Below are 22,433 nucleotides of genomic sequence, written 5' to 3' on the forward strand. Positions count from 1 at the left end.
TGTGTTCACCCTCCCGGGGGACGTTTCCGGTGGCGCGGGCCCGATGCTTGAGCTTCGGGACTCGGGCGGCGAGATACGGGCTTCGGGATTCGAGCGCCTTCTTTACCCGGTAGGGAGAAGAGGGTTCGGGTAAACCTCCCCGACCTCCCTGACCCGTCACGATCAGCAAGTATGACTAATCGTGACCAACTTGCAGCGGAGTGTGGCGACTGCTTACGGTGCGGAAAACAGAACGACCCCGACGCGGTGCTAGCAACACCAGGCCGGGGTCTTACCGCAAGATCGAATGGACGATCCCGTGGCTATCCAGCAGAGTAGCTCCGCCCTGCGTACTCCCGCCTCCTCGCGCCCGTATCCGATGGCCAGTCCCGGCTACGGCAAGCGATCCGCGCCGGACCAACAGCCGCGTCGCGCAGACGACTTCATGCTGCTGCCGCTGCGGGAGCGGAACATCGCCGGGTTCATCGACCAGCTTCCCGACGGCGCGGCGATGGACGTCAAGGGGCTGGCCAAGCAGTTGCCGCTCTACGGTCAGCAGGCGGTCGGTTCGGCCCTCAAAGCCCTGTCCGTCGCCGGGTATCTGCGCCGTGTGCGCTGTCTGGTGACCGGCGAGGGCGGCCAAGTGCGCTGGGTCTTCCGCACGTTCTGGTCCCGCACGGCGCGCGACAACGAGTGGTGGGGCGCGCTGATGGCTGCCGAGGTCCAGCGGACGGCTGTGCCCGAGCCCGTGGCGGTCGTTACCCCTGTTGCCCCTGCCGCAGCCCCGGTTGTGCCCGAGCAGAGGGCGCAGGAGCGGGAGCCGGTCGTGGGAGGACATTCACCCGCGTACGCGGCCCTGGCGCAACTCGGCCGCGTTGATGCCCGGCTGGCGCTCTCCGCCGCCGACTGTGCGGTCCTGGAGCCGTTGGCCGCCGAGTGGTTCACGCGTGGAGTGGACGCCGACTACCTCGTCCGGGCGCTTGTCGCCGGGCTTCCCGCCGGGGTGGGCTCGCCGGTCGGCCTCGTCCGCCGCCGCCTCACGGACAAGATCCCGCCTCAGGCGCCCACCGCGCCGGTGCCGCCCGCACCCGGTACGCCGGTCCGGCGGGTGATGATGGAGTGCACCAAGTGCGGTGTGCCCGGCCGCGCCGAGGCCCTGCCTGACGGCCTCTGCCGCGCCTGTCGGCAGCCGGATGAGGGGGCACCGGAGGTCCCCGTCGAACTGCCCGCCGAACGGGACGTGCGTACCTACGTCGCTGAGCTTCGCGGCCTGCTCAAGGCCCCCTGAACGCCTGCCCGTCCGGTCAGCTGCGGGCCGCGAAGGCGGCGAAGGCCGACCAGGTGGTGGGGGCGACGGTGAAGGTGGGGCCCTCGGGGTTCTTGGAGTCGCGGACGTGGATTGCGGTGGGGTGCGCGGCGACTTCGAGGCACGCCCCGCCTTCGCTGCCGCTGTAGCTCGACTTGCGCCAGTCGTAGGCGACTTCCAAGCAAGCCCCGCCCTCGTCGCCGCTGTAGCTGGACTTGAACCACTCAAGTGCGGTGCTCATAGCTCTCCTAGCAGCCGGTCCAGCAGGCCTTTCGTGTCCTCGATATTCAGAGCCTGCGTTCGCAGCATCGCATATTTCTGCGCCAGGATGCTGACCTCATCCGGGTCGGCGACCAGTTGGCTGCCGCGCTGGGTTTCCGTGTAGCCGAGATGTTGGTAGTCCGGTGTTTCGAGCAGGATGAACGGGCCGTCGAGCGCCGCGTGAGTCTGGCGGCCGAGGGGCATCACCTGGAGTGTGATGCCCGGCAGAGAGGTGCAGGTGCGCAGGTGGCGGAGCGTATCCGCATACACCTCCTCACCACCGAGGCGGTCCCGAAGGATGGCCTCGGAAACGATGAAGCTGATGGTCGGCGGCACGGTGCGGTGCAGGATGCCCTGACGTTCGGTGCGCGCCAAGACCTGTGCTTCGATCTCGTCTTTGCTGATCACCGGAACCTTGCTGCGAAACACCGCCCGCGCGTAGCTCTCCGTCTGGAGCAGTCCCGGCAGTACCTGGTTCTCGAACCAGGACAACGCCAGCGCCTCCCGCTCCAGATCCATGTACTGCTCCGCCCAAGCCGGGATCAGGTCCACCTCCGGCATGTTGTCCACCGCCGTCTCCAGCGCCCCCTTCGTGTCCAGCAGCGCGTCCAGACGCCGGGCGAGGTCGGGGAGCAGTGCGCGGCGGCCCTGTTCGATGGAGGCGATCGTCTCCACCTGTACGGCTGCCCGGTCCGCGAGCTGGGCCTGGGTCAGGTCCGCCGTGACGCGGAACAGGCCGACCAGCTTGCCGACGAGCTTCATGGCGGACGCGTTCCTGCGCTGCCGATTCCTGGGGTGCATACGGTGCGGCCTCCCCGCCCTGGTGCGTACTTCACACGTCGGCGACCCGTACAAGAGATCTGTACGTGCTCACCTACTGCTGAACAGTAGGCACAGAGAGTGACACTCGTCTCATGAACGAGACGATGCAACTCTCGCTGCTCCGTGAGCGCTTCTGCCGGCGTGAACGCCGCTCGGTCGCTGCGGTACGGGAGTTCACGCGCGAGGCCGTGACCGACTGGGGGTTCGGGGCGCGGCTCGACGACGTGCTGGTGTGCGCGAGTGAGCTGGCGACCAACGCGCTGCTGCACGGGGTGCCGCCGGGGCGCGGGTATCTGGTCCGGCTGAGGCTGGAGGCGGGGGGATGCGCGCTGTCCGTGGAGGTGCACGACAGCGGGGTCGGGGTGCCTGCGGTGCGGCGGCCGGACGGTGAGTCGGGGCGTGGGCTGCTGCTCGTCGACGCGCTGGCCGATCGCTGGGGCGTGGGAGAGCGGGACCCGGGGAAGTTCGTATGGTGCGTGTTCACGAAGGCCTGACGGTTCAGGACACCAGGCCCTGGCGGTAGGCGTAGACGACCGCCTGGACGCGGTCGCGGAGTCCGAGCTTGGTGAGGATGCGTGAGACGAAGGTCTTGACCGTCTCCCGGCTGATCACGAGGGACGCGGCGATCTCGCTGTTGGAGAGGCCCTCCGCGATCAGGCGCAGGACCTCCAGTTCGCGCGGGGTCAGCGGGATGTCGGGGTCCGTGCCCCCGGTGGGCCGGATCCGGGCGGCGTACCGGCCCACCAGTTGCCGTGTCACGTCGGGGTCCAGGAGTGCCGCGCCGGCGGCCACGGTCCGGATGCCGTGGAGGAGCCGGTCCGGCGGGGCGTCCTTGAGGAGGAATCCGCTCGCGCCGGCGCGCAGCGCCTCGTAGACGTACTCGTCCAGGTTGAACGTCGTCACCACGAGCACCTTGACGGGGTGGGGCACTCCGGCGCCGGCCAGCAGGCGGGTGGCGGCGATGCCGTCGAGCACCGGCATGCGGATGTCCATGACCACGACGTCCGGGCGCACCTTTCCGGCGAGCTCGACCCCGGTCCGGCCGTCACCGCACTCGCCGGCGACCTCCATGTCCGGCTGTGCGTCGATGATCGTCGCCAGCCCGGTGCGGATCAGTACCTGGTCGTCGCAGATCAGGACACGGACCGGCTCGCTCATGAAGGGCTCCCGGCGGGTATGCGGGCCCGTACGACGAACCCGCCGTCCGTCTGCCGACTCGCGCTGAAGTCGCCGCCCAGCACGTCCACGCGCTCGCGGAGACCGGCCAGGCCCCGTCCGCTTCCGCCGGTGGGCGCGGACTTGGAACCGGAGCCGTCCGTGCTGACCTCCACGGAGATCTCCCTTTCGCAGTGGCGCACCCGGACCGAAGTGGCGCTGCCGTGAGCGTACTTGAGGGCGTTGGTCAGGGACTCCTGCACCACCCGGTAGGCGACGAGGTCGGCGCTGCCGGTCGCCTCGGCGGGTGTGCCCTCCTCGGTGAACTCCACCGGTTGCCCCGCCCGCCGCGTCTGTTCGACGAGGGTGAGGAGCCCGCCGACGGGCGCCGGTGGGGCCTGGGCGCCGTGGTCGGGGTTGAGCAGGTCGAGCAGGTGACGCAGGTCCGCGATGGCCAGCCGGCCGGTGTCCGTGACGGCCGACAGGCTCTGGTCGAGGCGGTCGGGTGAGGCGGTCAGATAGCGCGCGGCCTCGGCCTGGACGACCATCGCCGTCACGTGGTGGGTCACGACGTCGTGGAGTTCGCGGGCGATGCGCGCCCGTTCGGCGGTGCGGGTGTCCTCGGCGACGCGGCGGCGGCGTTCCGCCTCCACGGCCCGGGTGTGGCGAAGCCATACCCCGACGCCCCAGGCGAGTGCCACGGCCAGGTAGAACGTCACGAACTCGCTCGGCGGCTCGCCCGGGCCGAGCCGGTGGAGTGCGACCGACAGTGGGACGTAGGCCACGGAGAAGGTGATCGCGACGGCCCGCCGGTGGTGCTCCACGAGGGACGCCACGCTGATCAGCGCGATGGGCAGCGCGGTGCCCGCGAGCGTGTGGTAGCCGCGGAGCTGGTCGAGGGCGAAGCCGAGCGCCACCACGGTGAAGCAGCTGACCGGCCACCGCCGGCGCCCGGCGAGCGGGAGGCACTGGAGGGCGATCGCCGCGATTGCCAGGGCGTCGAAGGGGCGGTCCGGCAGGCCACCGAGCTCCGTGCCGTTGCTGCGGAATCCCGGCAGGAACGACGCGGTGAGGAGCAGCAGGGCCAGCGGGGCGTACCAGAGTGCGGCGTCCGGCCTGCGCCACAGGTCAGGGATCCGCGGGAGTCCGGTCATCGGGGGAGTGTAGAGGTGGCGGTCGCCTTGCCGGTGCTGCGGCGGCGGGGCACCAGGTTGCCGCGCCGGTGTGCCAGCCACAGGAACGCGGCGGTGATCAGGACTCCGAACAGCACCGAGTAGACGCTTCCCTCCGGGCCGAAGTTGCCGCCGGTGACCCATGCCGGGCCCGATGTGACCGTGTCCAGCAGGCCCTGCGGGGTGTCGTTGCCGGAGACCTCGGTGCTGAAGATGCCGGCCGCCGCGAAGTTCCAGCCGAAGTGCAGGCCGATCGGCACCCACAGGTTGCGGGTCGCGGCGTAGGCGGCGGCGAGCATCCCGCCGGCCTCGATCGCGATGGCGACGGCGCCCCACAGATCGGCGTTCGGGTTCAGCAGGTGCGAGGCGCCGAACAGCACCCCGGTCAGGGTCAGGGCGATCCAGGTGCCGGTCCGTTCCTCGATGATCCGGAACAGGACGCCACGGAAAAGCACTTCCTCGGTCACGGCGGCGGCCGCCATGAAGCCGATCAGCCCGACCGCGCCGCTCGGGGAGCCCAGGCCGTTTATCTCGTAGTGCGCGTTGACGTAGATGTTCGTGATGACGGCGCCGAACATCGCGACGCCGATCAGCAGCCCCCGGCCGAACGCGGGCCCGGCACCCTCGCGGGCCACTTCGGTGGACGGGCGGTGCTCCGTCCTGCGTACCACCCATCCGTAGACGAGTACGGCGACCACCGCAGTGAGCAGCCCCAGGACGAGTTGGAGCCACGGGCTGTCCTGGACGGCGCCGACGGCCTGACCGCCGATCATCGCGACCAGGACGGCGGCCAGCAGTTGCCGGACGAATCTCATGAGGGCTCCTCGAACCGATGCGCGGCCGGGGTGCCGCGGCGCCTCGAACGCTACGGATCAGGCGCTCCGCGATCGTCACCTCACGGTGGACACCTGCGCGTAGCTCGCTCGGGGGACAGACGTCGCGAGATGATCAATTCGGTTGAGGGTGGAACCGGTTGCGGGGAGGATCGCCCGCATGTTCTCTCGCAGGAATCGCCGTCCCACGTCCCCCGAACTGGCCGCGGCCCGGGAACGCCTCGACGCGGGCGACGTCCCGGGTGCGTTGCGCGAACTGAGGCAGGTTCCGGCGGCGCCGCTGGGAGAGGTGGCGGATGTGGTCGGGCGGGCGGCCGGGGCGGCGGGCTTCGACGACCTGCGGAAGGCCGCGACCGCGCTGGCCGCCACGCCCGACCGGGTCCGCCCGCTCTACGACTACGGCTTCGCGTGTGTGGAGCGCGGTGTCCCCTACCTGGCGATACCCGCGCTGCGGGAGGCACTGCGTCTGGCACCGGACTCGTCCGGTGTGCTGCGCGAACTGGTCTCGGCGTACGAGGACGAGGGTCGGCACCGCGACGCGGTGGAGGCGCTGCTCGCACACGAGGACGGGCTCGCGGACTGGCCCGACCGCTATCTCCTGGTCTTCAACGCCGTCCTGGCGGGCGACCTGGAGCTGGCCCGCCGTCAGCACGCCCGGCTTCCCGCACCCGCCGAGGACACCTGGCTGGGTGCGCGGGACCGGCAGAACCGTGTGCTGGGCCGTGCCTCGGCCGCGGGGCCGGTGAGTCCCCTGGACCACTCCGATCTCCGGGGCTGGCAGTACGTCATGGGCGGCACGGTGCTCGGCACGCTGTCGCCGTTCGGCTTCGGCGCGGGGATGACCGGCCGGTACGCCTACCTCCAGGACGACCACGGCCGTTGCCTGGAGGGGCTGTTGCGGCTGAAGGCGGTGCTCGCCTCGGCGGGGGTACGGCCTCGTTCGGTGTCGCTGCTGCCGGACCGGGGGAGCAGGATCCTCGGCCTGGCGGCAGCCGAGGTGCTCGGCCTTCCGGCAGAGCCGTTCGAGGCCGGCCGGGAGGACACCGTCGTGATCGCCTACGACCTGAACGTGACGGCACGCGCCGACGGTGGCCCCGAGACGATCGGGCAGCTCTTCGAGCGGGCGCCGGGACAGGTCCTGCACGAGCACGCCTCCTGCTGGACCGATCCGCCCGCCGTCACCGCGGACAGTGTCACGCTGCTCCACCAGTCGGCCGTGGCGCCGTGGGAGGCGGGCCTCCGGCAGGGGGCCGACGGTGAGGTGGAGCGCGGCGAGGTGGACGGGCGGCCGGAGAAGGCGATCGCCGCCGAGATCGTGGGTGCCGATCCGACGCCGGACGCGGGGGACGGGGAGACGCCTGCCGACCCCGCCGAGAAGCTCACGGACTTCGTCTCCGCCGTCTCCGGTACCTGGCTCCAGGGGGACCGGGCACAGCTGCGCTCCCCGGGCCCGGTGGCGAGCTCACGGTTCCTCTGACGGCTGGGGCCGTCCGGGTCCCGCGCCTACGTCGCAGGGGCGTCCTCCGGGCGCCCAGGAAACGCGAAGGGGCGGCGCACTCCGACGTGGTGCCGGTGTGCGCCGCCCTCGGGTGGGACGGGTGGCGGGGGTGGCCCGCGCTGTCATGCGGGTTACTTCGGGTCGCTGTCGAATTGGGCCTTCGACCAGCGGTAGCCGAGTGCGGTGAGGCCGAGGCACCAGGCGAGGGCGATCCACCAGTTGTTGCCGATGTCCGTGCCGAGGAGCAGGCCGCGGAGCGTCTCGATGGCGGGGGTGAAGGGCTGGTACTCGGCGATCGGCTGGAACCAGCCGGGCATGGAGTCCAGCGGGACGAAGGCGCTGGAGATGAGGGGCAGCAGGATGAGCGGCATGGCGTTGTTGCTGGCGGCCTCGGCGTTGGGGCTGACCAGGCCCATGCCGACCGCGATCCAGGTGAAGGCGAGGGCGAAGAGGGCGAGCAGTCCGAACGCCGCCAGCCATTCGAGGACGGTGGCGTCGGTGGAGCGGAAGCCCATGGCCACGCCGATCGCGCCGACGAGGGCCACGCTGATGATCGTCTGAAGGACGCTGCCGACGACGTGCCCGAACAGGATGGAGCTCCTGTGGATGGCCATGGTGCGGAAGCGGGCGATGATGCCTTCGCTCATGTCGGTGGAGACGGACACGGCGGTGCCGATGGTGGTGGAGCCGATCGTCATCAGCAGGATGCCGGGAACGATGTAGGCGATGTACTCGGAGCGGCCCGCGCCTCCGCTCATGGTGTCGCCGAAGATGTAGACGAAGAGCAGCATGAGCATGACAGGTGTGAGCAGCAGGTTCAGCGTCAGGGACGGGTAGCGGCGGGCGTGCAGGAGGTTGCGGCGCAGCATCGTGGACGAGTCGCGTACCGCGAGGGAGAAGTTGCTCATCGGGTGGTCTCCTTGGTCTGGGCCGGGACGGTGGGGCCGGTGAGGGCGAAGAACACGTCGTCGAGGTCGGGGGTGTGGACGGTGAGTTCGTCGGCCTCGATGCCGGCGGTGTCGAGGCGGTCGAGAATGGTGCGCAGGTCGCGCTGGCTGCCGTCGCTGAGGATCTGGAGGGCGAGTGCTTCGTCGTCCGTGGTGGCGTCGTGGAGGGCCGAGGCGGCGGAGCGGTAGGCGGTGGGGTCGGTGAACCGCAGTCGTACGTGGCCGCCGGGGACGAGGCGTTTGAGTTCGTCGGCGGTGCCTTCGGCGGCGATGCGGCCGTTGTCGAGGACGGCGATGCGGTCGGCGAGTTGGTCCCGCGTACGGCCTGGGGGGCGGTGGCGAGGTCGTGGCCGCCGATCCGAATCTGACCGGAGCCGGGGCCGGGTGGGATGAGGGTGGAGAGGATCTTGACCGCTGTGGTCTTGCCGGCGCCGTTCGGGCCGAGCAGGGAGAAGACGGTCCCCTCGGGGACGCGCAGGTCGATTCCGTCCAGGACCGTCTTGTCGCCGTAGGACTTGTGCAGCCCGTTCGCCGCGATGGCCAGATTCGTCATGCCGGTGCTCCTTCGTGAATTGCGGGTCAGAGGCTGCGGGCGGTGATGTCGCCCTGGGAGGTGGTCGCCCTGATGCTCAGGCCGGGTGTGCCGTCGGCGTTCCTGAGCGCGTTGTCGATCCGGCCGTAGTGGGTGCCGGCGTCCAGGGAGGCGGAGACTCCGCGGGCGGCGCCGACGGTGATGTCGCCCTGCTGGGTGTGGAGCGTGAGCTGTCCGCGTACGGCTTCGGTGATCTTCACGTCGCCCCGCTGGGTGCTGATGTCGCCGGGGCCGTTCAGCCGGCCGACGGTGATGTGGGCGTCGAGTCCGGTGAGGCGGGCACTCGCGGCCTCGTCGAGCTTGACCGAGCCGTTGCCCCCGTCGAAGGCGACGTCGCCGAGCCGGCCGACACCCCGGAACTCGGCGGCGCCGGACTTGGCCTCGACGCCGGAGCCGGCGGGAAGCCGGACGGTCACCTCGACGGACCCGGAGTTGCCGATGAGCCGGTTCTTCGCCTCGGGGGCCTTGATGTGCAGGACGCCTTCGGCGTAGGTGACCTCGGTCTGCTCGGCCGTCCTCACGTCGCGGCTCCTGGAGGGGTTGGCGGGCCGGATCTCCACCGTGGTGTCGGTGCGGTCGGCCGCGATGAACTGGATCCGCCCCGCGGGGATGTCGAGAACGGCCCGGACGGCGGCGGGGGTGTCGAAGTTCTGCATCGTGCGCTCCTCGGTTTGGCGCTTCCGTGTTTCTGTTGATGGAAACGCTACGTTGCATTCCAAGGTGCGGCAACAAGCTTGTTGCGTCAAAACCCTGTTATGCCAGGCCAGTGACGTGTTTTTGTTGCAATGGTATTGCAGGGTAATGCAACAACCCTTGTGGGTCCGTTGCAACGGTGTGTGAGTGAACGCTCCGTCGCAGGTCTCGCGCGGGCCGGCCGTGCGCCGGACGGAACGAGCGCACGACGAACGGGCGTGACACCGCGTCAGCGGCGTCACGCCCGTTCCGGCGGCCCGTCCGTCGCGACGGCCCGGGTGTCGTGGGTGTCAGTACATGAGGGCGTCGTCCATGTCGGTCTGCCAGTAGGTGACCGACAGGGTGCTGTCGACGTACACGGCCTTGCTGAGGGGCGCGTTCGCGGACGGGCCCGTGGAGCCGCTTCCGTCGCGGCCCTGGAAGTGCACGACCGCCTTACGGGTGGAGTAGCCGCCGGTGCCGCTTCCGTCGGCGGAGGACGTCATGACGCCGGCGTAGGCGGACTCTCCCGGCAGGACGGTGACCACGGCCTGCGGCTTGCTCTCCTCGATCACCGGCGGGGTGGACTGCGCCTCACCGAACCTCAGGAAGGGGTAGTAGTAGGCGTTGCAGGCGGTCGAACCGGTGTTGGTCACGGTGAGCAGCATGTGGTTGAGAGGCCGGGGCACGGGTGTGAGCGTCACCTTGGAGTTACCGCCGTCGCACGCGCGGGTGACAGGGCCGGTGTCCTTTCCGCCGTCCTGCCGGGTGGCCGCGGCGGGGTCGGCCTTCGTCGGACCGGAACCGGAACCGGTACCAGAAACGGAATCAGAACCGGAAGCCTGGCCGGTGTCCGGAGCGGAATCCTCTCCGGAGTCCGATCCGGCCGCCCCGCCGGCCCGCGGAGCCGGTGCTCCGGCGTCCGCCGAGGGCTGGGTGTCCGACGTGCCGGGAGTGGCGACGGACGCGTCGGCGGCCGCCTGGCCGCCGTCCTGGCACGCCGTCAGGGACAGGGCGGCGATCAGTGCGGCGGTGCCGAGGGCGGAGGTGCGGGCGGCGCGGTTGAGGCGAAGGTGGCGCATGAGTCGGTTCTCCCCGTTCGAGGTGTCGAGTGCCCGGGGCGCCGTTTGGCGCCCTGAGGTGCGGGCGGGTGTACTGGTCGGTGACGCATGATCAGAGGCGTTACAGGAGTGCGGCGACGACCGCGATGCAGACGATGAGCACTCCCGTGGCGACCGCGTCGGTCAGGCTGAATCCAGGTCGAGTACGCACGGCGGCTCCCGGTACGGGTGAGGGTGGGATGTACGGGTCGCGGGGAACGCCGCGGTGTGTCCACATCCTTTCCAGGCCCGGATCTCCGTCGCAACGGTTGCCGTGGCATACGGGACACTGGAACGCCGTTACCTACTCTGACCTGCGCGGACATCGCTTCCCTGGAACGCCTTCCCGGGAAGGAACGGAAGGGGGACGGTCGGGTTGGGCACAGAGATCCAGGACTTCGCGGAGCTGCTCAGGGGGCTGAAGGAGCGGTCCGGGCTCAGCTACGGGACGCTCGCGGGGAAGCTGCACCTGAGCACCTCGACCGTGCACCGCTACTGCAACGGCGACGCGGTTCCCCACGACTACGCGCCGGTCGAACGCTTCGCGCGGGTGTGCCGGGCGTCCTCGGACGAACTGGTGGCGCTGCACCGGAAGTGGATCCTGGCCGACGAGGCGAAGCGGCGGGGCGGGCGGAAGCCGGAAGCCGGCGGGGCCGCACTCCGGGCGGAGAGCGAAACGGAAGCGGAAGCGGGCCCCGAAGCGGAATCCGAGACCGAGGTACGTCCCGAAGCGGAATCCGGGGCGGAGTCCCGCCCTGACGCGGAGTCCGGGGCCGAGTCCCGTCCCGAAGCGGTTCCCGGGGCCGAGGACGTGACGCCCGACGGGCACCGCCCCGACGCGGTCCCCGCCCCTCGCCGCCGCACCACCCGCAAGCTGCGTGTCCTGCTCACCGCGGTGGCGGTCGTCGCCCTCACCGTCCCCGCGGCACTCGCCGTCCGCGGCCTCGGTGATGACGAGCCGTCCGGCGGCGGGCGGACCGACGCGGTGCCCAGCCATGCGCCGGTCGTTCCCAGCGGCCGCGCGAGTGCGAGTGCGAGCGAGAAGGAGAGCGCGAGCGCCGGGCCGTCCGCGACGCCCGGCGGCACCGCTTCCCCGTCGCCCGGCGGGGGCAGCGCTTCCGCCACGCCCTCGCCGTCCTCGCGCGGTCCGCAGAGCGGTGGCGTACCCGTGCACGCCACGATCAGCTCCTACAACTGGGAGTCGCCCTGCGGGCAGTACTACCTGCTGGACCAGGGGCCCGACGATGTGCCGCCGCCGCCCGCACCCCAGGACACCCGCGGCTGGGCGCGGGCACTCGGCGGTGTGGACGGCGGTGACATGAAGCTCGAACTCACCCTCCAGGGGACGTCGGGCGAGGCTGTCGTGCTGAACGGGCTGCACGTCCGGGTGCTGGGGCGCAACGCGGCGCTCGCCCGGTCCGCGTACTCGATGGGCAACGGCTGCGGGGGAGGCATCACGCCGCAGAGCTTCGACATCGACCTGGACGACAGCCGGCCGCGTGCGAAGCCCGTTCCCGGGGAGGACGCCGGCGAGGTCGTGCCCGCGAAGGACTTCCCCTACCGCGTGAGCTCCACCGACGTCGAGGTCTTCCACCTCGACGCGCACGTGGAGGGCCACGACGTGACCTGGTACCTGGAGCTGGAGTGGACCAGCGGCGGCAGGAGCGGGACCCTGCGCGTCGACGACGGGGGCCGGCCGTTCCGGACGAGCAGCCTCACCGCCCGGCCGGAGTACTACTACCGCGCCGACACGGCGCAGTGGGTCCCGGCGGAACACTGACGGTGGTGCCGGGGCGGGCCTCGCGCGCGCCCCGGCGGACGGCCTCTCGCCCGTCGTCACGGTCTCAGCGGCGCAGGGGGGTCTCCTGCCGCATGTGCGACAGCTTCTGAGGATTGCGGACGGCGTAGAGCCCGGTGATGAGGCCGTCCTCGATGCGCACCGCCATGACGGTGTCGAGCTCGCCCCCGAGCCGGACGACCAAGGCGGGAGCGGCGTTGACGTGGGCCGGCCGCAGCGCCGGTGCGGAGACCTTTCCCAGGCCGGCGACCAGCAGCCGGGCCACCTTGTCGGCCCCCACGACGGGCCGCAGGACGGCCTGTCTGATCCCCCCGCCGTCACCCAGCAGGACGACGTCGGGGGCGAGGATGTCGAGCAGACCCTGCACGTCACCCGTCTCGACCGCCCCGCGGAACGCGTCGAGGGCCCGCCGGGTCTCGTCCGGGGAGACCGTCCCCCGGGGCCGGCGCGCCGCGACGTGGGCGCGTGCCCGGTGGGCGATCTGGCGGACGGCGTCCCGGCTCCTGCCGACGGCCTCGGAGATCTCCTCGTAGTCGAGGCCGAACACCTCGCGGAGCACGAACACCGCCCGCTCGTTCGGTGCGAGCGTCTCCATGACCAGCATCATCGCCATCGAGACGCTCTCCGCGAGCTCGACGTCCTCGGCCACGTCGGGCGCGGTGAGCAGCGGCTCGGGCAGCCAGGTGCCGACGTAGGTCTCCTTCCGGCGGCCGAGCGTGCGCAGCCGGGACAGGGCCTGGCGCGTGGTGATCCTGACCAGATAGGCGCGCCGGTCCCGTACGGCGTCGAGATCGACACCGGCCCACCGCAGCCAGGTCTCCTGGAGGACGTCCTCCGCGTCGGCGGCGGAGCCCAGCATCTCGTAGGCGACGGTGAAGAGCAGGTTGCGGTGCGCGACGAACGTCTCGGTGGCCGGGCCGGGCGCGTCGGCGGGCCGCCCCGCGGTGTTCCCCGTGCGCGCGGGGTCGTTGTGCTCGCTGTTCACCGGCTGCTCCTGACTCTTCGCACTCGACGGTCTCCCGCGCACAGGACGCCGGACCCCGGCCTTGCGTGACAGTCACGCGTGGTGGCGTACATCACACGGTGGTCCTGTCACGGGGGCCGGGCCGCCGGCATCTCGTGTTCGTCCGGTGCAGGAGCGACACCACGAGTGAGGACGACGTCATGGACGCACGGTTCGACATCTTCGGGAACAAGATCGGTCTGAGGTTCGCCAAGCGGTTCGCGGGTGCGGGCCTGGTGATCCAGCAGTCGGCGCTGCCGAAGCCCATCCAGGAGCTGGTGTCGCTGCGCGCCAGCCAGATCAACGGCTGCGGGCACTGCATCGACATGCACGTCAAGGAGGCGGCGGCCGCGGGCGAGAGCGCGGTACGCCTCCATCTGGTCGCCGCGTGGCGGGAGTCCACCGTGTTCACCGAGGCCGAGCAGGCCGCGCTGGCGCTCGCCGAGGAGGGCACGCGGCTCGCCGACGCCCACCAGGGGGTGTCCGACGAGACCTGGGCCCTGGTGCGCAAGCACTACGACGACGACCAGATCGCCGCGCTGGTCTCGCTGGTCGCGCTGATCAACGCGGCCAACCGGCTCGCCGTCATCCTGCATCAGCGGGGCGGCTCGTACGAGGCGGGCATGTTCGCCGCGGCGCTCGACTGAACGACGGCCCGGCCGGGAACGGCACCGCCCGTGCGGGACGTGGTCCCGCACGGGCGGTCCGTGCTGTCTCCGGCCCGGCGCCGCGGGGCACCGGATCGGGCTCAGAGGCGCTCGGGCGTCCTGATGCCGAGCAGCTTCATGCCCTGGTGCAGGGTGCGGGCGGTGAGCTCGACGAGGAACAGGCGGTTCTCGACGACCTCCGCCGGGTTCTCGTCGCTCAGCACCTGGCACTGGTCGTAGAACGTGGTGAGGTGCGAGGCCAGCTGGTAGAGGTAGGCGGCCAGCTTGTGCGGCTCGTAGCCCTCGGCCACCTCCTCCAGGACCGCGCCGAACTGGTCCAGGTGCAGGCCCAGCGCCCGCTCGGCCGGGGCCAGGTCCAGCTCCGGGTGCGCCGCGGGCTTCGCGTCGCCCGCCTTGCGCAGGATGGAGCGGATCCGGGCGTAGGCGTACTGGAGGTACACCGACGTGTCGCCGTTCAGCGACACCATCTGGTCCAGGTCGAACTTGTAGTCGCGCACGGCGGAGGTCGACAGGTCGGCGTACTTCACGGCGCCCACACCGACGTACCGGCCGTTCTCGACGATCTCCTCCTCGGACAGGCCCACCTTCTCGGCCTTCTCCCGGACCACGGCGGTCGCCCGCTCGACGGCCTCGTCCAGCAGGTCCTCCAGCCGGACGGTGGTGCCCTCACGGGTCTTGAAGGGCTTGCCGTCCTTGCCCAGGACCGTGCCGAAGGCCAGCTGGTGCGCCTTGACGTCGTCGTTCAGCCAGCCGGCGCGGCGGGCCGTCTCGAAGACCATCTTGAAGTGCAGGGACTGCCGGGCGTCGACGACGTAGAGGAGGGTGTCGGCCTTGAGGTTCCGCACCCGGTCGCGGATCGCCGAGAGGTCGGTGGCCGCGTAGCCGTAGCCGCCGTTGGTCTTCTTGACGATCAGCGGGACCGGGTTGCCGTCCGGGCCCTTCACGTCGTCGAAGAACACGCAGAGCGCGCCCTCGGAGCGGACGGCGACGCCCGTCTCCTCCAGGATCCGGCAGGTCTCCTCGAGCATGTCGTTGTAGCCGGACTCGCCGACGATGTCGGGGTCGTCGATCTCCATGTCGAGCTTGTCGAAGACGGAGTAGAAGTAGATCTTCGACTCGTCGACGAAGCGCTGCCAGTGCGCCAGGGTCTCGGGGTCGCCGGCCTGGAGGGCCACCACCCGGTCACGGGAGCGGGCCTTGAACTCCTCGTCGGAGTCGAAGAGGACCCGCGAGGCCTTGTAGACGCGGTTCAGCGACGACATGGCCGCCTCGCCGTCGGCCTGGTCGCCTCCGTGCCGCAGCTCGTCCGGGTGCTCGAAGAGGTACTGGATGAGCATGCCGAACTGGGTGCCCCAGTCGCCGATGTGGTGGCGCCGCACGACGTTCTCACCGGTGAACTCGAGGATCTGGACCATCGCGTCACCGATGACCGCCGACCGCAGGTGGCCGACGTGCATCTCCTTGGCCACGTTCGGCTGGGCGTAGTCGATCACGGTCGTGCCGGGGGCGGCCTTCGGCGGGACGCCGAGCCGGTCGCCGTCGGCGGCGCGCGCGGCGAGTGTGGTGATGATCGCCCGGTCGGTGAGCGTGACGTTCAGGAAGCCGGGGCCGGACACCTCGATGTCCTTGATCAGGTCACCTGCCGGGAGGGCCGCCGTGACCTGGGACGCCAGCTCGCGCGGGTTGCCCTTGAGCTTCTTGGCGAGGGCGAGGATCCCGTTGGCCTGGAAGTCGGCCCGGTCGCTTCGGCGCAGCAGCGGGTCCGCGGTGCCGGCATCCGGCAGTGCTGCCGTCAGGGCGTCCGCCAGCTGCTGCTGGAGCGTGGAAGCGAGGGAAGGGACCGAAGCCATGAGACGGCTGCCGTTTCCGTAGGAGACAAAGGATCACTCCAGTATCCCACGGGGCGTAAAGCCGTTTTCGCGCTGCGGGTGGCACCTGGGAGAATGGGTGTGCCCCTGCCGGGGCCGCCCCTACGAGTCCTACACGAGAGAAGGACGTGCCGACCGTGGCTTCGAGTCAGAGCAGCACCGAGACCGACTGGGTCTCCCGCTTCGCGGACGATGTCATCGCCGAATCGGAGCGACGTGCGCCTGGCAAACCGGTCGTCGTCGCGTCCGGCCTCTCCCCGTCGGGCCCGATCCACCTGGGCAACCTCCGCGAGGTCATGACCCCGCACCTCGTCGCGGACGAGATCCGGCGCCGCGGGCACACCGTGCGCCACCTGATCTCCTGGGACGACTACGACCGCTACCGCAAGGTGCCGAACGGCGTCGAGGGCGTCGACGACTCCTGGCAGGCGCACATCGGCAAGCCGCTGACGTCGGTGCCCGCCCCGGCCGGGTCGGCGTACCCGAACTGGGCCGAGCACTTCAAGGCCGCCATGACCCAGGCGCTGGACGAGCTGGGCGTCGAGTACGACGGGATCAGCCAGACCGAGCAGTACCTCGCGGGCACGTACCGCGAGCAGGTCCTGCACGCGATGAGGCACCGCGCCGACATCGACGCCGTCCTGGACCGCTACCGCACCAAGAAGGACGGTGCGGCGGGCGCGAAGGGCAGGAAGCCGCAGCAGAAGAAGGTCGACGAGGCCGAGCTGGAAGCGGCCGAGGGCTCGGGCGCGGCGGACGAGGACGACGGCAGCTCCGGCTCCGCCGGCTACTTCCCGTACAAGCCGTACTGCGGCAACTGCGAGAAGGACCTCACCGTCGTCACGTCCTACGACGACGACACGACCGAGCTGAACTACACGTGCTCGGCCTGCGGTTTCGCCGAGACGGTCCGGCTCAACGAGTTCAACCGGGGCAAGCTGGTCTGGAAGGTCGACTGGCCGATGCGCTGGGCCTACGAGGGCGTGATCTTCGAGCCCAGCGGCGTGGACCACTCCTCGCCGGGCTCCTCGTTCGTCGTCGGCGGCCAGATCGTGCGCGAGGTCTTCGACGGCGTCCAGCCGATCGGGCCGATGTACGCGTTCGTCGGGATCTCCGGCATGGCGAAGATGTCCTCCAGCAAGGGCGGCGTGCCGACCCCGGCGGACGCGCTGAAGATCATGGAGGCGCCGCTGCTCCGCTGGCTGTACGCGCGGCGCAAGCCGAACCAGTCCTTCAAGATCGCCTTCGACCAGGAGATCCAGCGGCTCTACGACGAGTGGGACTCGCTGGCCCGCAAGGTGGCCGACGGCACGGTGCTCCCCGCCGACGCCGCCGCCCACGCCCGGGCCGTCGGCACGGCCGCCGGGGAGCTGCCCAGCACCCCCCGCCCGCTGCCGTACCGCACGCTCGCCTCGGTCGCCGACATCACCGCCGGCGCGGAGGAGCAGACGCTGCGCATCCTGAGCGAGCTCGACCCGTCGAGCCCGCTGACCTCGCTCGACGAGGTACGGCCCCGGCTCGACCGCGCCGAGAACTGGATCACCACGCAGGTGCCCGCCGAGGCCCGTACCGTCGTGCGCCACGAGCCGGACAAGGAACTGCTCGGCTCCCTGGACGAGCAGGGCCGTGAGTCGCTGCGGCTGCTGCTCGAGGGGCTGGACTCGCACTGGTCGCTGGACGGCCTGACCACCCTGGTCTACGGGGTTCCGAAGGTGCTGGAGGGCCTGGCGCCGGACGCCAAGCCGACCCCCGAACTGAAGGTGGCCCAGCGCTCCTTCTTCGCGCTGCTGTACCGGCTGCTCGTCGGCCGTGACACGGGGCCGCGCCTGCCCACGCTCCTCCTCGCGGTCGGGGCGGACCGGGTGCGGACGCTGCTCGGCGCGTGACGCCGTAGCCGAACGGAAGGGCCGCCGCCCGGGACATCCCGGGCGGCGGCCCTTCTCCGTGGTGTGCCGGCGGCGGCGGCCGGGCCGGCAGGCCGTCAGACGCTCTGGTCGGCCGTCGACTGCGCGGGCACGTACGCCTGCTTGAAGTCCGGCATCAGGCGCACCAGCAGTTCACGCGAGCGGGGGTGGCTCACGTTGCGCTCGTCGGACAGCTGTATGTCCAGGGCCTCCGCCGTCGGGAACCGGCCGTGCTGGTCCGTGAGGGAGCTGTACACCTCGAAGGCCATGTCGGCGAACTCGGCGTCCTCCTGGGACCACTCCTCCAGCTGCGGAGCGTCCTCGGGGTCGAGGACCTCGGCCGTCTCGACGGCCTGGGGCTGCGGGGCCGGGCCCCGGCCCTCGGGGGTCTCCTCGCGGCGCGGGTGCGGCACGGCGCCGACGGTGCCCACGTTGCCGAGCGGGCGGGTGCGGCCGGGGCCCGAGGGAATCCGCACCGGGCCGGGGTCCGTTCCCTCGTCGTACCCGGGGTCGTAGTCGCCCTCGTACGCCTCGTCCGGCACCTTGGGGGCCGCGAACCACGGGCTCTCGTGGGAGCCGGGGCCCTCCTGGACGTATTCCCGCTGTTCGAACTCGTCCTGCTGGACGAATCGTTCCTGCTCCTCGTGACGGTCGTACTCGTCCGGCCGGCTGTGCTGGTCCCGCCGCGGTTCGTGCTGCTGCTCGCCGTGCACCTGCGGGGCGTACGGCAGTTGGGGATGCTGGTGCTGCTCGCTCTCCACGGCGGCCGGGACCGGCGGCAGCAGGGCCGGCTCGATGCCCGCCGCGGCGAGTCCCGCGGGGGCGGTCTCGGCGAGCGGGACGCCGTACTTCGCCAGACGCAGCGGCATCATCGACTCGACGGGTGCCTTGCGGCGCCAGTTGCGGCCGAAGCGCGCCTGGAGACGGGCCTGGTAGATCAGCCGGTCCTGTTCGAGCTTGATGACCTGCTCGTAACTGCGCAGCTCCCACAGCTTCATCCGGCGCCACAGCTTGAACGTGGGGACGGGGGAGAGCAGCCAGCGGGTGAGGCGGACGCCCTCCATGTGCTTGTCGGCGGTGATGTCCGCGATCCGGCCCACGGCGTGCCGCGCCGCCTCGACGGAGACGACGAACAGGATCGGGATCACGGCGTGCATCCCGGTGCCCAGCGGGTCGGGCCAGGCGGCCGCGCCGTTGAAGGCGATCGTCGCCGCGGTCAGCAGCCAGGCGGTCTGGCGCAGCAGCGGGAACGGGATGCGCATCCACGTCAGCAGCAGGTCCAGTGCGAGCAGGACGCAGATGCCCGCGTCGATGCCGATCGGGAAGACCAGTGAGAAGTCGCCGAAGCCCTTCTCCTCCGCGAGTTCGCGCACGGCGGCGTACGAGCCCGCAAAACCGATCGCGGCGATGAGCACGGCGCCGGCGACGACCACCCCGATGAGCACGCGGTGTGTGCGTGTCAGCTGCATTGCGGCCACCCGCGATCCCCTCCCGACTTCGACGGACCGGTTCCACTTCGGCACCCGGCGCGGGCACAGCCTGGCACATGCCGGCCGGGCGTGTTGCGTGGGGAGGGGCCGAAGCCCGGTGTCCGTGGGAACACCGGGCTCCGTCAGGACGCCTCCGGGCAGGGGACTTGGGGCCCCGCAGGGCTCAGGTCACGACTTGTCGTCGGTCTTGGCCGAGGACGATGCCGACGCCTCGGCGGACGGCGAGGCGGAGGACTTCTCCGTGTCGTCGCCGGACGCGCCGACCGCGGCCACGGCTTCCTTCGCCGCCTTCTGGGCGCCCTTCAGGATGTCGGCGGCGGAGGGCGTCTTGGCGCCCGCGAATCCGGCACCGTTGTAGGTGACGCTGACGACGACGTTGCCGGTGCGGGCGACGACCGTCGCGTACTCGAAGTCCTCCTTGGACTTCGTGAGGCCGTAGGTCACGGCCGTGGCCTGCTCGCCGAGACCGGTCGCGGGCTTGGCGGAGGTCTTCTCGGCGCCCTCGGTGGCCTGGGCCTTCGCGACCTGCTTCGTGTACTCGTCCTTCGCGCGGTCGGCGCCGCTGCCCAGGGACTGGTCCGAGTCGAAGCGGGTGTAACCGACGTCGAGCCAGCGGTACTGGGAGCCCTTGACGCCGTTGTCGTCCAGGCCGTTCCAGGAGCAGCGGCCGCGGCTCGTGGTGTCGCTGGACGTGCCCGGGCTGCCGCCCTTGTTCTTCGTCTTGGGGACCAGGTCCTCGATCGTCTTCTTGCCGAGCGACGAGGAGCAGGCGTCGGGCAGCTCGGCGAACTTCGCGGGCTCGACGGTCGGCTCGGTCTTCTTCGCGCTCGCGGAGGCCGAGGCGCCCGAGCCCGAGTCCTTCGCGTCGCCGGAGTCCGACGAGCAGCCGGCGACGACGAGCATCACCGGGACGGCGGCGCAGGCGAGTATGCGGGACAGTCGCGGGGCTGATCGGTGCATGGTTCCTTCACTCGGACGGCACGGCGCTCTCGGTCGTGCGGGGCGGGCGGTATGTCGGTCGTGCGGGTACGGCTCGTGCACGGGTGGGCCGGTACGTCGGCCGGGGGCCACGGTACGACGGACCGCGCCCGGATGACGCCTCCGGCCGGAGACCACGGAGGGGACCGCAGGCCCGGCCGGGGCCCGTCGCGGCCCGTTCAGTCGCTGAGGGTGTCGGCCAGATTCCGCGCCAGGGCCTGCGCCTTCTCCTGCAGTTCCCTGCTGTCGGGCACCTCGGTGAAGCGGGCGGGCTGCTCGGTGTACTGGACGGTCACGATGACGTTCGATGTGCGGAATACCACGCTCACGGTGCGGTGCTGCGAGGTGGAACCCGTCCGGGTGAGCGCGTCGTCCAGGAACGCGGCGTCCCCGAGTCCGGGGAGCAGCCGCGGCCGGAGATCCGCGTCCGGGCCGGTGGCGGTGGCGGACGGGTCGGCGGAGGGTGTGGCGGAGGCGGCGCCGCCCGGGGAGCCGGACGGTGTGCCGTCGCCCGGCGCGGACGCCGACCCGCCGGGCTTCTCACTGGGAGTGACGCCGGACGGAGCGGGGAGGGCGGCGGCCTCCTCCTTCTTCGCGTACACGTCCCGGGCGCGGTCGTCGTCGCTCACCGCGGGGTCGTACGACACGACGCGCTCGAAGTCGATGGACAGGTTCCGGGAAGAGTCCGGGGCGTCCGACTTCCAGCGGCAGCCGACCTTGCGGTCCGTGTCGTAGGTGACGGTGGCCGTGCCCTCGTACACCTTCTCCTGCTGGTCCTCGGGCAGCGTGGCGGCGCCCGGCAGCAGGTCCTTGAGGGTGGAACGCGGTACGGCACGGCAGGATTCGGGCAGCGTCCGGTACTTCCCGGGAGGCGCGGTCGTGACAGCCGGGCTGCCGGCCTTGCTGTCGGCGGCGGGGTCGTCGGCGTCGGAGCCGGCGCTGCAGCCGGCGACGAGCGCTGCGAGAAGCGCGACGCCGGGTACGTACGCCATGTGTCGCACGGTCCCAGGCTCCCTTCGGTACGAAAACGGGTTGCCGCCCGATGGCGGCCGATGGACACAATGTGTATCGCACGCGCCGCTGTGAATGCCGGTCGGCCGACCGTTATGCCGACCTCGGCACCGGTTTTGCGCTTTCAGTTTTTATCGGGGGAATCGAGGGGTTATGTCGTATGTAGAGGTGCCGGGTGCGAAGGTTCCCATCCGGATGTGGGCGGATCCGGCGTCGGTCGAGGACGTCGCCATGCAGCAGCTGCGGAACGTGTCCACACTGCCCTGGATCAAGGGCCTGGCCGTCATGCCGGACGTCCACTTCGGCAAGGGCGCGACCGTCGGCTCGGTGATCGCGATGCACGGCGCGGTCTGTCCGGCCGCGGTGGGCGTGGACATCGGCTGCGGGATGTCGGCAGTGAAGACGTCGCTCACGGCCAACGACCTGCCGGGAGATCTCTCACGGCTCCGGTCGAAGATCGAGCAGGCGATCCCGGTGGGCCGGGGGATGCACGACACCACGGTGGACCCGGGGAAGATCCACGGCTTCCCGACCACCGGCTGGGACGACTTCTGGTCGCGGTTCGACGGCATCGCCGAGGCGGTCAAGTTCCGTCAGGAGCGGGCCACCAAGCAGATGGGGACGCTCGGGAGCGGGAACCACTTCATCGAGTTCTGCCTCGACGAGGCGGGATCGGTGTGGCTCATGCTGCACTCCGGCTCCCGGAACATCGGCAAGGAGCTCGCCGACTTCCACATCGGCCAGGCCCAGAAGCTTCCGCACAACCAGGGACTCGTCGACCGCGACCTGGCGGTCTTCGTCGCGGACACCCCGCAGATGGCGGCGTACCGCAACGACCTGTTCTGGGCCCAGGAGTACGCCAAGTACAACCGCTCGATCATGATGGGCCTCTTCCAGGACGTGGTCCGCAAGGAGTTCAAGAAGGCCCGGGTCACGTTCGAGCCGGTCATCTCCTGCCACCACAACTACGTGTCGGAGGAGCGCTACGACGGCATGGACCTGCTGGTCACCCGGAAGGGGGCGATCCGCGCCGGTTCGGGGGAGTTCGGCATCATCCCCGGTTCCATGGGGACCGGCTCCTACATCGTGAAGGGACTGGGGAACGCGAAGTCGTTCAACTCCGCCTCGCACGGTGCGGGCCGGCGGATGAGCAGGAACGCGGCCAAGCGGAGGTTCTCGACGCAGGACCTGGAGGAGCAGACGCGGGGTGTGGAGTGCCGCAAGGACTCCGGCGTGGTGGACGAGATCCCGGCGGCGTACAAGCCGATCGAGCAGGTCATCGACCAGCAGCGTGATCTGGTCGAGGTCGTCGCGAAGCTCAAGCAGCTCGTGTGTGTGAAGGGCTGATGCCCGGCGCCGTACGTGGGCCTGCCGCC

The 22,433-nt window shown here is 70.9% G+C and carries 20 protein-coding genes and 1 pseudogene; 7 read left to right on the plus strand and 14 right to left on the minus strand.

Translation table 11 applies throughout. The features are described from left to right. Positions 1-298 precede the first annotated feature (298 nt). A complete protein-coding gene (locus tag IA22_RS0117320; RefSeq protein WP_030124097.1) occupies positions 299-1,267 on the plus strand; it encodes a hypothetical protein in 969 nt (322 codons plus the stop codon). A gap of 16 nt (positions 1,268-1,283) precedes the next feature. Here the strand turns inward: IA22_RS0117320 and IA22_RS0117325 are convergent, their stop codons facing one another. Together IA22_RS0117325 and IA22_RS0117330 are read right to left on the minus strand one after the other, a co-directional pair. Then, positions 1,284-1,526, minus strand: coding sequence for a DUF397 domain-containing protein (locus IA22_RS0117325; protein ID WP_030124098.1), 243 nt, complete (start codon positions 1,524-1,526; stop codon positions 1,284-1,286). Beyond that, positions 1,523-2,347: a helix-turn-helix domain-containing protein gene (locus IA22_RS0117330; protein ID WP_030124099.1), complete on the minus strand. Its 825-nt coding sequence runs from the start codon at positions 2,345-2,347 to the stop codon at positions 1,523-1,525. The genes IA22_RS0117325 and IA22_RS0117330 overlap by 4 nt, the downstream gene beginning before the upstream one ends. 113 nt (positions 2,348-2,460) lie before the next feature. On the opposite strand from IA22_RS0117330, the gene IA22_RS0117335 reads away from it, so the two are divergent. Beyond that, complete coding sequence (locus tag IA22_RS0117335) at positions 2,461-2,862, plus strand: ATP-binding protein (RefSeq protein WP_014155595.1); 402 nt, start codon at positions 2,461-2,463, stop codon at positions 2,860-2,862. Between the two features lie 4 nt (positions 2,863-2,866). On the opposite strand, the gene IA22_RS0117340 is transcribed toward IA22_RS0117335, so the two are convergent. Genes IA22_RS0117340 through IA22_RS0117350 form a run of 3 tightly spaced genes read right to left on the minus strand, consistent with a single transcriptional unit; the run spans position 2,867 to position 5,510 of the window. After that, positions 2,867-3,526 (minus strand): response regulator, encoded by a 660-nt coding sequence (locus IA22_RS0117340; protein ID WP_030124100.1) that lies wholly within the window; start codon positions 3,524-3,526, stop codon positions 2,867-2,869. After that, positions 3,523-4,677 carry a sensor histidine kinase gene (locus IA22_RS0117345; RefSeq protein WP_030124101.1) on the minus strand — a complete coding sequence of 385 codons (1,155 nt, stop codon included), beginning with the start codon at positions 4,675-4,677 and terminating at the stop codon, positions 3,523-3,525. Before IA22_RS0117345 ends, IA22_RS0117340 begins: the two co-directional genes overlap by 4 nt. Next, positions 4,674-5,510: a CPBP family intramembrane glutamic endopeptidase gene (locus tag IA22_RS0117350; RefSeq protein WP_014155598.1), complete on the minus strand. Its 837-nt coding sequence runs from the start codon at positions 5,508-5,510 to the stop codon at positions 4,674-4,676. The genes IA22_RS0117345 and IA22_RS0117350 overlap by 4 nt, the downstream gene beginning before the upstream one ends. A gap of 178 nt (positions 5,511-5,688) precedes the next feature. Here IA22_RS0117350 and IA22_RS0117355 point away from each other — a divergent pair, with 178 nt between their 5' ends. Then, a complete protein-coding gene (locus IA22_RS0117355; RefSeq protein WP_030124102.1) occupies positions 5,689-7,005 on the plus strand; it encodes a hypothetical protein in 1,317 nt (438 codons plus the stop codon). A 152-nt stretch (positions 7,006-7,157) separates the two neighbouring features. On the opposite strand, the gene IA22_RS0117360 is transcribed toward IA22_RS0117355, so the two are convergent. The 4 genes and pseudogenes from IA22_RS0117360 to IA22_RS0117380 all read right to left on the minus strand — a co-directional run bounded on the left by IA22_RS0117360 (position 7,158) and on the right by IA22_RS0117380 (position 10,319). Further along, complete coding sequence (locus tag IA22_RS0117360) at positions 7,158-7,934, minus strand: ABC transporter permease (protein ID WP_030124103.1); 777 nt, start codon at positions 7,932-7,934, stop codon at positions 7,158-7,160. Next, positions 7,931-8,526: pseudogene (locus IA22_RS35270) on the minus strand (ATP-binding cassette domain-containing protein). The gene IA22_RS0117360 and the pseudogene IA22_RS35270 overlap by 4 nt, the downstream one beginning before the upstream one ends. A 26-nt stretch (positions 8,527-8,552) precedes the next feature. Then, positions 8,553-9,221 (minus strand): DUF4097 family beta strand repeat-containing protein, encoded by a 669-nt coding sequence (locus IA22_RS0117375; protein ID WP_015577634.1) that lies wholly within the window; start codon positions 9,219-9,221, stop codon positions 8,553-8,555. A gap of 327 nt (positions 9,222-9,548) precedes the next feature. Beyond that, entirely contained in the window at positions 9,549-10,319 is a 771-nt protein-coding gene (locus IA22_RS0117380) for a DUF4232 domain-containing protein (RefSeq protein WP_030124105.1), read from the minus strand. Between the two features lie 394 nt (positions 10,320-10,713). Here IA22_RS0117380 and IA22_RS0117390 point away from each other — a divergent pair, with 394 nt between their 5' ends. After that, positions 10,714-12,117 carry a transcriptional regulator gene (locus IA22_RS0117390; protein WP_030124106.1) on the plus strand — a complete coding sequence of 468 codons (1,404 nt, stop codon included), beginning with the start codon at positions 10,714-10,716 and terminating at the stop codon, positions 12,115-12,117. A 64-nt stretch (positions 12,118-12,181) separates the two neighbouring features. Here the strand turns inward: IA22_RS0117390 and IA22_RS0117395 are convergent, their stop codons facing one another. Further along, positions 12,182-13,120 carry an RNA polymerase sigma-70 factor gene (locus IA22_RS0117395; RefSeq protein WP_014155605.1) on the minus strand — a complete coding sequence of 313 codons (939 nt, stop codon included), beginning with the start codon at positions 13,118-13,120 and terminating at the stop codon, positions 12,182-12,184. Positions 13,121-13,299: 179 nt separating this feature from the next. Between IA22_RS0117395 and IA22_RS0117400 the strand changes: the two genes are divergently transcribed. Continuing rightward, positions 13,300-13,785, plus strand: coding sequence for a carboxymuconolactone decarboxylase family protein (locus IA22_RS0117400; RefSeq protein WP_030124107.1), 486 nt, complete (start codon positions 13,300-13,302; stop codon positions 13,783-13,785). A 101-nt stretch (positions 13,786-13,886) separates the two neighbouring features. Here the strand turns inward: IA22_RS0117400 and argS are convergent, their stop codons facing one another. After that, complete coding sequence (gene argS, locus IA22_RS0117405) at positions 13,887-15,656, minus strand: arginine--tRNA ligase (protein WP_015577628.1); 1,770 nt, start codon at positions 15,654-15,656, stop codon at positions 13,887-13,889. Positions 15,657-15,802: 146 nt separating this feature from the next. Here argS and lysS point away from each other — a divergent pair, with 146 nt between their 5' ends. Continuing rightward, positions 15,803-17,560, plus strand: coding sequence for a lysine--tRNA ligase (gene lysS / locus IA22_RS0117410; RefSeq protein ID WP_030124108.1), 1,758 nt, complete (start codon positions 15,803-15,805; stop codon positions 17,558-17,560). Between the two features lie 95 nt (positions 17,561-17,655). On the opposite strand, the gene IA22_RS0117415 is transcribed toward lysS, so the two are convergent. The 3 genes from IA22_RS0117415 to IA22_RS0117425 form a co-directional block, all read right to left on the minus strand. Next, positions 17,656-19,056 carry a DUF2637 domain-containing protein gene (locus tag IA22_RS0117415; RefSeq protein ID WP_030124109.1) on the minus strand — a complete coding sequence of 467 codons (1,401 nt, stop codon included), beginning with the start codon at positions 19,054-19,056 and terminating at the stop codon, positions 17,656-17,658. A 180-nt stretch (positions 19,057-19,236) separates the two neighbouring features. Then, positions 19,237-20,028, minus strand: a complete 792-nt coding sequence (locus IA22_RS0117420; RefSeq protein ID WP_014155610.1) for a hypothetical protein — start codon at positions 20,026-20,028, stop codon at positions 19,237-19,239. A gap of 197 nt (positions 20,029-20,225) precedes the next feature. After that, complete coding sequence (locus tag IA22_RS0117425; protein ID WP_030124110.1) at positions 20,226-21,038, minus strand: hypothetical protein; 813 nt, start codon at positions 21,036-21,038, stop codon at positions 20,226-20,228. Between the two features lie 172 nt (positions 21,039-21,210). On the opposite strand from IA22_RS0117425, the gene IA22_RS0117430 reads away from it, so the two are divergent. Beyond that, complete coding sequence (locus IA22_RS0117430) at positions 21,211-22,404, plus strand: RtcB family protein (protein ID WP_015577624.1); 1,194 nt, start codon at positions 21,211-21,213, stop codon at positions 22,402-22,404. The last annotated feature ends 29 nt before the right edge of the window (positions 22,405-22,433 follow it).

It is taken from the genome of Kitasatospora papulosa (genome assembly GCF_000717245.1).
Lineage (GTDB): Bacteria > Actinomycetota > Actinomycetes > Streptomycetales > Streptomycetaceae > Streptomyces > Streptomyces papulosus.

Excerpts from the sequence above, each read along its gene's own strand:
- IA22_RS0117325 (WP_030124098.1), bottom strand. The coding sequence starts at position 1,526 with ATGAGCACCGCACTTGAGTGGTTCAAGTCCAGCTACAGCGGCGACGAG.
- IA22_RS0117330 (WP_030124099.1), bottom strand. The coding sequence starts at position 2,347 with ATGCACCCCAGGAATCGGCAGCGCAGGAACGCGTCCGCCATGAAGCTC.
- IA22_RS0117335 (WP_014155595.1), top strand. The coding sequence starts at position 2,461 with ATGAACGAGACGATGCAACTCTCGCTGCTCCGTGAGCGCTTCTGCCGG.
- IA22_RS0117340 (WP_030124100.1), bottom strand. The coding sequence starts at position 3,526 with ATGAGCGAGCCGGTCCGTGTCCTGATCTGCGACGACCAGGTACTGATC.
- IA22_RS0117345 (WP_030124101.1), bottom strand. The coding sequence starts at position 4,677 with ATGACCGGACTCCCGCGGATCCCTGACCTGTGGCGCAGGCCGGACGCC.
- IA22_RS0117350 (WP_014155598.1), bottom strand. The coding sequence starts at position 5,510 with ATGAGATTCGTCCGGCAACTGCTGGCCGCCGTCCTGGTCGCGATGATC.
- IA22_RS0117355 (WP_030124102.1), top strand. The coding sequence starts at position 5,689 with ATGTTCTCTCGCAGGAATCGCCGTCCCACGTCCCCCGAACTGGCCGCG.
- IA22_RS0117360 (WP_030124103.1), bottom strand. The coding sequence starts at position 7,934 with ATGAGCAACTTCTCCCTCGCGGTACGCGACTCGTCCACGATGCTGCGC.
- IA22_RS0117375 (WP_015577634.1), bottom strand. The coding sequence starts at position 9,221 with ATGCAGAACTTCGACACCCCCGCCGCCGTCCGGGCCGTTCTCGACATC.
- IA22_RS0117380 (WP_030124105.1), bottom strand. The coding sequence starts at position 10,319 with ATGCGCCACCTTCGCCTCAACCGCGCCGCCCGCACCTCCGCCCTCGGC.
- IA22_RS0117400 (WP_030124107.1), top strand. The coding sequence starts at position 13,300 with ATGGACGCACGGTTCGACATCTTCGGGAACAAGATCGGTCTGAGGTTC.
- argS (WP_015577628.1), bottom strand. The coding sequence starts at position 15,656 with ATGGCTTCGGTCCCTTCCCTCGCTTCCACGCTCCAGCAGCAGCTGGCG.
- IA22_RS0117420 (WP_014155610.1), bottom strand. The coding sequence starts at position 20,028 with ATGCACCGATCAGCCCCGCGACTGTCCCGCATACTCGCCTGCGCCGCC.
- IA22_RS0117425 (WP_030124110.1), bottom strand. The coding sequence starts at position 21,038 with ATGGCGTACGTACCCGGCGTCGCGCTTCTCGCAGCGCTCGTCGCCGGC.
- IA22_RS0117430 (WP_015577624.1), top strand. The coding sequence starts at position 21,211 with ATGTCGTATGTAGAGGTGCCGGGTGCGAAGGTTCCCATCCGGATGTGG.